The sequence below is a fragment of the uncultured Thiohalocapsa sp. genome, from assembly GCF_913063425.1.
Taxonomy (GTDB): domain Bacteria; phylum Pseudomonadota; class Gammaproteobacteria; order Chromatiales; family Chromatiaceae; genus Thiohalocapsa.
Genome location: NZ_CAJXYK010000016.1, coordinates 37,838 through 49,445 on the forward strand (window position 1 = coordinate 37,838; position 11,608 = coordinate 49,445).

General features: G+C 71.0%; 11 protein-coding genes. 6 read left to right on the top strand and 5 right to left on the bottom strand.

What is annotated here, in order from left to right; translation table 11 throughout:
* Positions 1-145 precede the first annotated feature (145 nt).
* On the top strand, positions 146-772 hold the full coding sequence (locus tag QZ607_RS10770; protein WP_295882604.1) for a hypothetical protein: 627 nt from the start codon (positions 146-148) through the stop codon (positions 770-772).
* 488 nt (positions 773-1,260) lie between these two features.
* A complete protein-coding gene (locus QZ607_RS10775; protein ID WP_295882605.1) occupies positions 1,261-2,292 on the top strand; it encodes a sodium:calcium antiporter in 1,032 nt (343 codons plus the stop codon).
* Positions 2,293-2,690: 398 nt separating this feature from the next.
* Here the strand turns inward: QZ607_RS10775 and QZ607_RS10780 are convergent, their stop codons facing one another.
* The 5 genes from QZ607_RS10780 to QZ607_RS10800 all read right to left on the bottom strand — a co-directional run bounded on the left by QZ607_RS10780 (position 2,691) and on the right by QZ607_RS10800 (position 7,477).
* Positions 2,691-3,371 carry a hypothetical protein gene (locus QZ607_RS10780; protein WP_295882606.1) on the bottom strand — a complete coding sequence of 227 codons (681 nt, stop codon included), beginning with the start codon at positions 3,369-3,371 and terminating at the stop codon, positions 2,691-2,693.
* Positions 3,372-3,470: 99 nt separating this feature from the next.
* Positions 3,471-4,316, bottom strand: coding sequence for a DUF3800 domain-containing protein (locus QZ607_RS10785; protein ID WP_295882607.1), 846 nt, complete (start codon positions 4,314-4,316; stop codon positions 3,471-3,473).
* A 2-nt stretch (positions 4,317-4,318) separates the two neighbouring features.
* Entirely contained in the window at positions 4,319-4,564 is a 246-nt protein-coding gene (locus QZ607_RS10790) for a hypothetical protein (RefSeq protein WP_295882608.1), read from the bottom strand.
* A 184-nt stretch (positions 4,565-4,748) separates the two neighbouring features.
* The gene (locus QZ607_RS10795) at positions 4,749-6,851 is read right to left on the bottom strand and encodes a methyl-accepting chemotaxis protein (protein WP_295882609.1); all 2,103 of its coding nucleotides are present in this window, start codon (positions 6,849-6,851) and stop codon (positions 4,749-4,751) included.
* Entirely contained in the window at positions 6,848-7,477 is a 630-nt protein-coding gene (locus tag QZ607_RS10800) for a chemotaxis protein CheW (RefSeq protein ID WP_295882674.1), read from the bottom strand. Before QZ607_RS10800 ends, QZ607_RS10795 begins: the two co-directional genes overlap by 4 nt.
* Before the next feature lie 361 nt (positions 7,478-7,838).
* On the opposite strand from QZ607_RS10800, the gene gshB reads away from it, so the two are divergent.
* The 4 genes from gshB (at position 7,839) to QZ607_RS10820 (ending at position 11,603) form a co-directional block, all read left to right on the top strand.
* Positions 7,839-8,792, top strand: coding sequence for a glutathione synthase (gshB, locus tag QZ607_RS10805; RefSeq protein WP_295882610.1), 954 nt, complete (start codon positions 7,839-7,841; stop codon positions 8,790-8,792).
* A 43-nt stretch (positions 8,793-8,835) separates the two neighbouring features.
* Positions 8,836-9,921, top strand: a complete 1,086-nt coding sequence (locus QZ607_RS10810) for an FAD:protein FMN transferase (protein ID WP_295882611.1) — start codon at positions 8,836-8,838, stop codon at positions 9,919-9,921.
* Positions 9,922-9,997: 76 nt separating this feature from the next.
* Positions 9,998-10,963 carry an energy transducer TonB gene (locus QZ607_RS10815; protein WP_295882612.1) on the top strand — a complete coding sequence of 322 codons (966 nt, stop codon included), beginning with the start codon at positions 9,998-10,000 and terminating at the stop codon, positions 10,961-10,963.
* Positions 10,964-11,039: 76 nt separating this feature from the next.
* Positions 11,040-11,603: a YqgE/AlgH family protein gene (locus QZ607_RS10820; RefSeq protein ID WP_295882613.1), complete on the top strand. Its 564-nt coding sequence runs from the start codon at positions 11,040-11,042 to the stop codon at positions 11,601-11,603.
* The last annotated feature ends 5 nt before the right edge of the window (positions 11,604-11,608 follow it).

Genomic DNA, 11,608 nt, shown 5'->3' on the forward strand with positions numbered 1-11,608 from the left:
GCCACAGGTCGGGGGTTGGCGCTTGGGTCCGGCGCGAGCCGGCCCAACTCCCAAGGCCATGTCTGCACCCCTGCCCTTGCCGGATTCCGCCTGCGCGCACCCGCGCTGTCGAAGGGCCCGTGCGCGAGCGATGCGGCGGGCACTGGTGGCACTGGTCTGGGTGCTCGTGGCGGTGCTGCCCGCGCTCGCGAGTGCCGACACCGGCGGGGGCTTCCCCGGGCTCTCCATCGCAGAGGTGCCGGATTGGCTGCGGACCATTCCGCGTTGGGCCTTCGTGCTCGCGTTTGTGCTGCTGCCGGCATTGGGTTTCCCGATTACGCTGTTCTATCTCACGGTGAGCGCCGTGTTTCCGAAGCCGATGCTGGCGCTCGCGGTGGCACTCGCCTGCATGACCGCCAACATGGCGCTGTCTTATGTCAGCGCCCGGCTCCTGTCGCGGCCCATCGACCGGCTCCTGCACCGGCGCGGCTATCCGCTGCCGCAGCTCACGGCGGGCGCCGAGTGGCGCGCCATTGTGCTGCTGCGGGCCTCCCCCCTGCCCTGGCTCATGCAGAGCTGGCTGCTCACGCTGGGCGGTGCCCGCTTCCTGCCCTACATGCTCGTCGGGGCACCGGTGCAGGCGCTGGTGGGCGCCGGTCTGGTGCTGGTGGGCGAGTCCCTGTTCCAGGGCAACGCCCTTTGGCTGCTGGTGGGCGTTACCGCCATCCTGCTCGGCCAAGCGGCCCTCGGTGGCCTGCGGCGGCGCCTGCGCGGGGGCAGCAGCGCTTACTGACGCCGCATGTCGAAGCGCGCAGCGGCGAGCCGAAGCGCCTGCTCGCGCCGACTGGAAGTCGGCGCCCCCAGGGAGGCTGACCTTGCTCGTCACCCGCGCGCAACATCGTCGGCGCGTCAGCAGCAGCAAGCCCCATGCCCGGCTCCGCAGCCGCAGCGACGCGCGTGCGGCGGCTGCGACCGGGGCATTTGCCCCGCCGGTACCCTGCCGGACCCGGGGATATGCCCCACTGGCGGCGCACGGCGCATCGGGCTCGCGGCCGATTCTGCGGCGATGGCAGACCCGTCCATCACCGGGCACGGCCTGTGCAGCCACCTGTTGGCGCCATGGACACTGGTGGATGCGCTGAAGATCGACCAAGCCCGGCGCCTTGACCATGGCCCGGCCGCCCGGCGGTGCCGCGGCGGCGCCGACCGCGGTCGCCGCCACCTGACGCCCCCGGCCCATCCTGAACCGAGCCCGCAGCCGCGCCCCGGGGGAGCCAGCCGATGCAACCGGAACAGTTATCGCTGCCGCTGACGCTCTTGCTGTTCGGCGCCAGCACGCTGGTGATCGCGCTGGTGGGCGCGCGCCTGACGCGGCTCGCGGACCGGCTCGCCGACCTCACCGGGCTCGGCGAGGCCGTCTTCGGCGCCGTGCTGCTGGGCGCCATGACCTCCCTGCCCGGCAGCATCGCGTCCATCACCACCGCCGCCGCCGGCCGTGCGGAGCTCGCGGTGGGCAACGCCGTGGGCGGCATCGCCGCGCAGACGGCCTTTCTGGTGCTGGCGGACATCGCCTATCGGCGCGCCAACCTGGAGCATGCGGCGGCGTCCGTCACCAACATGATCAACGGCGCCCTGCTGGTGGCCCTGCTGTCGCTGGCACTGCTGGCGGCGACGGGTCCCGAAGTCGCCGTCTTCGGCGTGCATCCGGTCTCGCCGCTGGTGCTCGGCATCTACGCCTTTGGGCTCAGGCTCGCCTCCCGCACGCGGGACGCACCGGGCTGGAAGCCGGTGCGCACCCAGGACACCTGGGAGGACCACCCCGACCAGGACGCCGACGGCGGCGCACCCACCTGGCGCATCTGGACGGCCTTCCTGCTCAGCGCCGCCGTGGTGGGTGTGGCCGGCTGGGTGGTGGGCATCTCGGGCATCGCACTGGTGCGGCACACGGGCCTGTCGGAGACGCTGGTGGGCACCCTGTTCACCGCCGTGGCCACTTCGCTGCCGGAGCTGGTGACCACGCTCGCCGCCGTGCGCCAGGGTGCCCTCACCCTTGCCGTCGGCGGCATCATCGGCGGCAACACCTTCGACGTGCTCTTCCTGGTGGCCGCCGACGTGGCCTACCGCGAGGGCTCCATCTACCACGCCATCGGCAACCAGCCGCTGTTCGTCATCGCCCTCACCCTCCTGCTCACCGCCTTCCTGCTGATGGGCCTGATCCGGCGCGAGCGCAAAGGCGTCGCCAACATCGGCTTCGAGAGCGCCGCGGTGCTGGCGCTCTACCTGCTGGGCATGGCGGTGCTCGCGACCTGGTGAGGACGGCATCCGGCGGCGGCTGCACGCCGCTGCCTCGCCGCGTGTGCGGCCGCAACGGCGTCCCCCACCGCGGCAAACCCGGGCAGGCGCCGGGGCTGGTTGGGCCGCTCAATGGCGACCTGGGTTGGGTTGAGCGGGGTGAGTCTGCTCAGCCGGCATGGGTACGGAAACAGCTCCACCTCGCCGACGCGCACCGTGCGGACTGCCCGCTGGCGCTGGACGATCTCCCAGCCCCTTTGGGTTCTGCTGCGCGTCGGTGCAGGAGCAGTAGCGCCCGAGCAGGCGCTCCGCAACGGTCGATGCCGATGACGCGCAGCGGCGCCTTGGGCGTGCTGGGCGACGACCCGGGCGGTGTGATCAGTGCAAGCCGGTCCATTGACGGGGTCTCCACGGCGGGCTCAGGTCAGGTTGGCTTCGGCATCTCGATCCTGCCGCAGGTAGATGCGCAGAGTCCCATGGTCGATGCCGAAGGTGTCGAGCAGGGCCCTGATCTGGTCGCGCAGGCCGTTGGCGGACATGTGCGCTTCCGCGTAAACGCCGGACGGCAGCGCGACGGGCATGCGCACCGCCTGCGGGTCGCGGGCCATGTAGGGTCGGCCGCGGCTGCTGGTGAACCTGGGCTCGTCGGGGAGCGTCGCGAAGCGCTCCGGATGCTCCGCGGCGAGTTGGAAGCACACCAGCTCGAACAGCCGCCGCCAGGACTTGATGTCCGACTTGGCGTTGTCGCCGAGCCGGAAGCCGTAGGGGCGCTTGAAGGTGAAGTCCTCGTCGATGCCGTGGGGCTCGCGCTGGTCCAGGTCGCGCACCACTCGGTCGCGCGCCTGTGGGGTCTGGGCGCCGCCGTTCTCGGCGTCGTCGAGCTTGACCGCCGTGAACTCCTGCACCAGCCCGGACAGCTCGCTCGCCAGGGTGTCGAGCTCCGCCATCTTGGCGTTGTAGCGGCGCTTGAACTCGACGCCGGCATCCAACGCGTCGCCGTCGTTGTGGTCGATGCTGAGCCAGATGTCGTCGGACAGGGCCAGCAGGTCCTCGCGGGTCTGCTCCAGTTGCTCCAGGATGCTGCGGACGCGGTTTGTCATGCGTCACCTTGACCTGTGCGGTTTCCGAACATATTCTTGGTAGCGTCGGGGAAGAAATTCGGCTCCATGCCGTGTGGGTCGCGGACCTGCCCGCGGCCCCTATACCCCCGGCCCCTCTTCCTCCCCAAAAGCCGCCAGCGTGAGCGGCTTTTGTTTTGTGTAAAACACGCCACGGCGCCCCTGATCGAGCCGGTCGAGATCGTGGATCTCGCCCACCTGCGGCCAGATCAGTTCCAGGAAGCGATCCTCGCGTCGCTCGTAGAATCGCTGTAGGGCCCAGAGGTAGTAATCTGCTGCTTGCAAGCCTGGGCAATGCTGGGGCGTGCTGGACATCACCTCGTTCACCGCGGGATGTTGGAAGCCGAAGCCGCGGGCGAATGCCTCTCCTGCTTGCTCCAAGGACCGGCGGAAGGCGTCGTTGCGCGGCTTGGTGCCGCGTTTGGCGAAGCAGATCCGCACATCGTCCGCCATGTGGTGGAGCTTGCCGAACAGCTCGCGAACCAGAAGGTCGTACTGCTCATTCTGTTTGTATCGGTATCGCGGATCGCGGGCGTTCTGCTGCTGCACGTAACTCGCCAAGTCCATCTTGTTACGAACCACAGCGTAGAAACGTACTCTGGCCTTCAGTAGGACTCGGTAGACTTCCCGGCGAACCTCCGCGACATCGTCCTTCGCGTGAAAGGCCAGCGCCGTCTTGCGCGCATCCGGCTGCATCGACGGCACCTTCTTGAACCAAGGGTCGGCAAGCAGTTCCGCGCGCAGCGAGGCCAACTCGTGCCCCAGCGCAATCGGGTCCTCGATGTCCAGCTTGCCCAGGATGAAGTAGCGCGAGCAGCCGTCGTCGCCGACGATGACGCGGCCCTTCCGGTTGAACAAGGTCGGGTCGCCGGCCTCGTCGACGAAGTAATGCAGCCGAGCGTTCGGCGTTGCCGGCTCCGCGTCCATGGCTACGGCGCAAGCACGTTGGAAATCAGGCCGTCGATCTTTGCCGAGTCGATGCTGCCGTTCGCCTCGTCACGCGTCACGAGCAGCGTGCCGTTCCCGCCGCCGCCGTCCTCCTGCGGCAGGATGTCGTGCGAACCGTACCACTCCAACTTCTCCTCCCATCGGCGCCGGTAGCTCGGCACGTGCAACATGCCGCAGTGCTCCCAGAAGAACCGCTCGCCGGACTCCATGTCTTTAGTGGACCCCATGCCTGCTCCAGCCAGGCGGATTGGCTGGCGTTTCGGTACTTGTGTCGCAACTGGCTGATGAAGTCGAGCACCTCTTGCTGTGCCTCGGGCGGCAGGCTTCGCACTTCACGGTCGATGCCGTCGATGAGTCGCTGCATCCTGGTTTGCTCCGCGGTCAGTTCTGTGGCGAGCGAGGCGGCTTGAGTCAGTTGTTGCCCGCGGGCAGCTTGAACCCGGCCACGGAATGGCGCAGCTCCACCGCCAGCGCGGCGAGGGCCTCCACGGCCTCGGCGGTGGAGCGGGTGCCGCGGGTGTTCTCCTGGGTGATGCGCTGGATGGACTTGACGGTCTCGTTGACCTTGGCGGCCTCGCGGGATTCGTGGCCGGCGGAGTCGGCGATGCGCCGGGTGAGCTCGGCGATGTAGTTGGAGACGTTCTCGATCTCCTTCAGCGCGCTGCCGGCGTTCTCGGCGACGTTGGCGCCGCTGTCCACGCCGCTCATGCTCGCTTCCATGGAGCGCACGGCCTCGTTGGTGTCGCGGCGGATGGTGCGCACGATGGCGTCGATCTGCTTGGTGGCGTTGCCGGAGCGCTCGGCGAGGCGCTGCCCCTCGTCCGCCACCACCGCGAAGCCGCGGCCCGCCTCGCCGGCCATGGCCGCCTGCATGGCGGCGTTGAGCGCCAGGATGTTGGTCTGGTCGGCGATGTCGTCGATGAGCTCCACCATCTCGCCGATCTCCTGGGAGCTGTCGCCCAGGCGGCGGATGCGCTTGGAGGTCTCCTGGATGCGCCCGCGGATCTCGTGCATGCCGGTGATGGTGTCGCGCACCGCCTGCGCGCCGCGGCCGGCCACGTCCACGGAGCGGTTGGCGACGGCGGCGGACTCGGCGGCGTCGCGGGCGATGCTGTCGATGGCGCCGGTCATGGAGCTGATGGCATCGCTCGCCTGCGCGATCTGCCGTGCCTGGGCGTCGCTGCCCTCGGCGAGCTGCTTGGCGATGCCGCGGGTGCGCTGGGCGGAGTCGTCCACGCGGGCCGAGGTGTCCTTGATGGTGGTCACCAGCTCGCGCAGCGCCGTGACCACGTAGTTGACGGTGTCGGCGATGGCGCCGGTGACGTCGGAGGTGACCTTGGCCTCCACGGTGAGGTCGCCGTCGGCGAGGCCGCTCATCTCCTCCAGGAGGCGCTCGATGGCGTGGCGGTTGGTCAGATTCTGTGCCTGCGAGGCTTTGGCCCGCCGCCGCGAGCGCACCAGCTGCTGGAGCCCGAGCAGGCCCAGGAACACGAGGGCCAAGGCCGCGAACAGGAGCGCGGAATCGGCACCGGAGTCAAGGCCCGTCAAGCTCGCCCAGCCGCTCTCGCCGCGCAGGCCGAGGATGATCTCGTCCAGTGACTCTTCCAGGCGCTGCGCATCCTCCACGCTGGCAGCGGCAGCAGCCAGCGCCGGGCGCACCTGCGGCAGCGATGCCACCAGGCGGTCTGCATCCGCACGCATGGCGCGGTACAGTCGCCAGGCGCTGTCCAGGGTCTCGGCCAGATCCGCCGCCTGGGGTGCGCCCGGAGCCGGCGGCACGCGGCGCAGGGCATCCAGCGCCACTTCGAACTCGTCCGCCGCGGCGGTGCCCTGGTCCACGGCGCCCTCGGTGGCATCGCCGCCGCGCTGCACGTCCTGGAGCGCGGTGCGCATGCGCTGTACCCGCGCCACCTGCAGCCCGGCGTCCAGCACCCGCTGGGCAGGGGCCGCCACGGTCACGAGCAGCTCGGCGATGTCGCGCGCGGCGGTGCGCAGCTCACAGAGCTGCGTGCGGATGGAGCGCGCACGGGCGTAGAAGTCGAGCAGCGCTTCGCGCGCGCTCAGAACGCGGTCGGCATGGGTACTGAGCCGCCGCCGGGCGGCATCCGCTGCTGCGGCCAGGCGGCGACCGTCCCCGCTGCCCGCACTGTCGAGGACACCGGCTTCCAGCGTCAGGGTGGCTTGATGCAGTGCCTGGAGCCGCTCCCGGGCCTCGCGCAGGCGCTCGAAGGCGGGTGCCTCGCCACGCACGGCGGCGGCGGCGGCGTCTGAGAGGTGGCGGGCCAGCAGCCGCTCCTCCGACACCTGGCGCAGATAGCGCTCGCTCTGCTCGGCGCGGCGACCGTGGTCCAGCAGGCTCGCGAAGGCCAGGCCCAGCGCCGCCAGCATGGCGACGGCGAGCAGCACGGTCGTGATGCGCTGCGGCCAGTGGGTCGCCGCGGCGCCACGCTCTTTCAGGGAATCGATGACCGCGGCGGGGGCGCGCCCCGCCCGGTTGCGCGTGCCGGTGCTCATGCCCGGTGAGCCAGGTCCCGGGGCGCGCGCCCGGCCGCGGGTGTGCGCAGCGGTGCCACCGCGGATACGCCGAGCGCGCCGCTGATAAACGCGGGCAGCCGCTCCACCGCGGCCAGGTCGATGACGGGGACCTCGCCCTGCGCACAGTCGCTGGTCCCGGTGATCAGGTCCGCGAGCGGCAGTCCGTCCGCCGCCTGCATCACCGCGGTCTCCCGCAGCAGCGTGCGCCTGAGGCCGATGACCGCGTCCACGACAACGCCGAAGGGCTGGCTCGCGCCCGGCACCACCAGTGCGATGCCGCGGCGCTGGATACCCTCATAGTCCGCCAGCAGCAGGCCGCGCAGATCGTAGATGGGCAACAGCTCGCCGGCATGACTCGCCACCCCGAGCACCCAGCGCGCCGTGCCCGGCACCGTGGTCAGACTGCGCGGCAGGGGCCAGACGCCGAGCAGGCGCTCGACGGGCGTCAGCAGCTGGTGGCTCGCCAGCCGGAACAAGAGCCCGTGCTGACGGGCCGGCGGCGCGTCCGCGGCCCGCAGCGCCGTGGTCCGGGCGCCGCCGCGCTGCTCCAGGTCGCGCAGGCGTGCGCCGAGTGCCTGCGCCGCTGCACCGCTGTTGTTTTCCATCACGGATAAGGCTCGCAGCTTGGAATGCGTATGCCCCCTGTCGATGCGGCGCGCGCAAGTACGCCCGCTGGTAAGGTGCCGACGGCGACGCGTGCAACACGGGAGCCGGTCTTGCGCTCGGCAACAGTCAGCGACCCAAGGCCCCAACCCGATGCGATCCCCAGGTGACACCGCGACACCGGAAACCGGCGCCCAGGGCTGCGACATCGGGGAAAGCCCCAGGCTCGCTGGCCGACCTTAGCAAGGGCCGGCGCAGGCCGCAACGCGCCGGCCCATGCATGCGGCGGACGACGTGGTCAGCGCCTGTCGGCGGATCACCGTGCCGGCTGAGTCACCCCCGCGCTTGGGGTAAGATTGGCGCATGAAACGAGACATCGGCGTCGTCATGGACCCCATCGGCTCCATCAAGATCGCGAAGGACAGCACCTTCGCGATGTTGCTGGCGGCCCAGCGGCGGGGTTGGTCCCTGTGGTACATGGAGCTGGGCGACCTGTGCCTGCTCGCCGGCAAGGCGCAGGCGCAGATGCGTCCCTTGAGCGTCACCGACGACCCCGCAGGCTGGTTCAGGCTCGGCGACCCCGAGCGGCGGCCCCTGGGCACGCTGGACACGGTGCTGATGCGCAAGGACCCGCCGTTCGACATGGAGTATGTCTACGGCACCTACCTGCTGGAGCTCGCCGCCGCCGACGGCTGCCTGGTGGTGAACGACCCACGCACCCTGCGCGACGCCAACGAGAAGGTGTTCGCCGCGCATTTTCCGGACTGCGCACCGCCGCTCACCGTCACCCGCAGCGCCGCAGTGCTGCGGGAGTTCATCGCCGGGCATGGCGACACCGTGCTGAAGCCCCTGGACGCCATGGGCGGGCGCTCCATCTTCCGGGTACGCAGCGGCGACCCGAACACCGGCGTCATCATCGAGACCCTGACGGACCATGGGCAGCGTTTCTGCATGGCCCAGCGCTTCATCCCCGAAATCGCCCAGGGCGACCGGCGCGTGCTGATGGTGGACGGCGCACCGGTGCCGCATGTGCTGGCGCGCATCCCTTCGGGAGACGACGCCCGGGGCAACCTCGCCGCCGGCGCCCGCGCCGAGCCCGCCCCCATCAACGCCCGCGAGCGCGAGATCGCCGCCCGCGTAGGTCCGGAGCTGCGCGCCCGCGGCGTCCTTTTCGCCGGGCTCGACGTCATCGGCAACTGGCTGACCGAAGTGAACATCACCAGCCCCACCTGCATCCGTGAGATCGACCGCGCCTATGGCACGGACATCGCCGGCGACCTGATGACCGGCATCGAGGCCAAGCTCGGTGCGCGCTGACGGCCCGCGCACCCGGCCCCGCCCCCGCCCGGCAACGCCGCAGATGCGCCGACCGACCCGGGCCGGTCTGCTGCCGGCCCTGGCGGCCGCGGCCCTGCTGGCGGCCTGCCGCGGCGCCGAGACACCCGTGTACACCACGCAGTTCGTCGCCTTCGACGCGGCGGTGGACCTGAGCATCGTCGGCAAGCTGAAGGAAGAGGCCCGGGCCGCATCCGCCGAGGTGGAAGAGGACTTTCTGTTCCTGGAGCGCGCCGCAGACGCCTGGGCGCCCGGCCCCATGACCCGGGTCAACGAGCTGCTGCCCACGGGCGAGCCCTTCGCGGCACCGCCGTCGCTGCTGCCGCTGCTGCGCCGCAGCCAGGCACTGGCGTACGAGACGGACAACCTGTTCAACCCCGCCATCGGCCATCTGTTGCGGCTGTGGGGCTTCCACATGCAGGAGCCGGAGTGCCGCCCACCGCCGCCGGAGGCCGCCATCGAGCGCCTGGTGGCACGCGCGCCCACCATGGCGGACCTGTACCTCGACGGCATCATGCTGCAGAGCGACAACCCAGCGGTGCGGCTCGACTTCGACGGCATCATCGTCGGCTATGCCATGGACCTCGCCATGGCCAACCTGCGCGACCGCGGCATCCGCCATGCCATGCTGAACCGCAGCGACGACGTACGTATCATCGGCGACCGGGCCGGGCGGCCCTGGCGGGTACCGGTGCGCCGCGGCAGCGGTGCCGGCGTGCTCGGGATCATCGACGTGGTGGGGGATGCCGCCGTGTTCACCAGCAGCGTCCATGCGCGCAACTTCATCTACGAGGGGCAGACCTATCACGATGTGATCGACCCGCGCACCGGCCGGCCCGCCGAGGGCCTGCAGGCGGTGACCGTCCTCCACGAAGGCCCCGCCGCCGTCGCCGATGCCGCCGCGGACGCCCTCATGGTCGCGGGCCTCGCAGGCTGGCGGGACATCGCCGCAAGGCTCGACCTGCGGCACGTGCTGCTCATCGATGATGCCGGCACCGTGCACATGACCCCGGCCATGGCGGAGCGCCTGGAGCTGCTCGACGAGCGCACGGACGTGGCCCTGACCCGGCCCGTCGCAGCCCCCGCCGACGCGGGCGACCCTGACGCCTGAGTCCGCCATGCACAGCCCCGCACCAAGCATGGCGTTTGGTCACAGGGGCGGGACGGCCGGCGCGCTGCGCGGTCCCATGCCGCTGGCCCTGGCCGCGGCCATCACTGTGCACCTGCTGTTGCTGCTCGGCATCGGCTTCGAGCTGCCGGAGCCGGCGCCCCCTCCCGTGCGCACGCTGGAGGTCATGACCGTCGAGCAGCCGGCGCGGATTGCCGGGGAGCCCCTGCCGGGGTCCGTGCGCGCGCAGGTGGACCGAGCCGGCGAGACCCGCATGCCGCTGCCGGAGCTGGACGCCGGCAGTGCCGAGGACGCGCCGCCGCAGCAGAGCCCGGGGGCGGCAGCCCCGGCCCTATCCGAGCAGCCGCCCCGAGAGGTCTCCGAGACGCCGCCGGCCGCACAGCCGTCGGCAGCGGACGCGGCACCGCAGACAGGCCCGGAGACCGCAGGCGCCGAGTCGCCGCCGGCCACCGCACGCACCCGCCGGCTGCTGGATACGAGTCCCGCGGCCATGGCCGGCATCGTGACCGGTCTCGGCGCCGAGGTGCCGCTGCCCGAGCTGTCATCCCCGGCGCCGGCGCCGGCGAGCGCCCCGGACGCAAGTGCCATCTTCGCCAGCCAGGGCGACGAGATCGCCGCCATCAACGCCCGCATCGACGCCCGCAACGCCCGGGCCGCCGGCCGCCAGCGGCGCAAGGCCATCAGCACCAGCACCAGGGAGTACCGCTACGCCTCCTACATGGAAGCCTGGCGGCGCAAGGTGGAGCGCATCGGTAACCTGAACTATCCGCAGGAGGCGAAAGAGAAGGCGCTGTTCGGCAGCCTGATCCTGCACGTGGCCGTGCGCGCCGACGGCTCGCTGGAAGGCGTGCGGGTGGTGCGCTCCTCCGGGCACGCGGTACTGGACCAGGCGGCGGTGCGCATCGTCCAGCTGGCGGCGCCCTTTGCGCCCTTCCCGGCGGACATCAAAGCGGAGACGGACGTGCTCGACATCACCCGCGTCTGGCAATTCCAGCGCAACCACCAGCTGGGCTGGAAGGATTGACCGCCCGCCGCCGTCGGGTGTCATCCAGCCCACGGGCACGCTTGCCAGCGGGCGGGCGCCCCGGGATACTAGGCGCATGAGCGTCACCACCTCCCTGACCAACCACTTCCTGATCGCGATGCCGGGCCTGAAGGACCCGAACTTCTCGCGCACGGTCACCTATGTCTGCGAGCACAGCGAGCAGGGGGCCATGGGTATCGTCATCAACCGACCCATGGACATCAAGCTCGGCGAGGTGCTGGATCAGCTGGACATCGAGCCCGCCGTTCTCGGCGTCGCCGACACCCAGGTGTTCCTGGGCGGTCCGGTGCAGACCGACCGCGGCTTCGTGATCCACTCCGGGCCCGAGGAGTTCGACTCCACGCTCAGGGTCACGCCCGACATCCACGTGACCACCTCCAAGGACGTGCTGGAGGCCATCGCCGGGGGCGAGGGGCCGGCGCGGCGGCTGGTGGCCCTGGGCTATGCCGGCTGGGGCGGCGGGCAGCTGGAGGAGGAGCTGAGCGCCAATGCCTGGCTGAGCGGTCCGGCGGACGCGGACATCATCTTTTCCCGGCCACCGGGCGAGCGCTGGCTCGCCGCCGCCCAGCTGCTCGGCATCGACCTGAACCTGCTGAGCGGCGAGGCGGGTCATGCCTGAGGCAG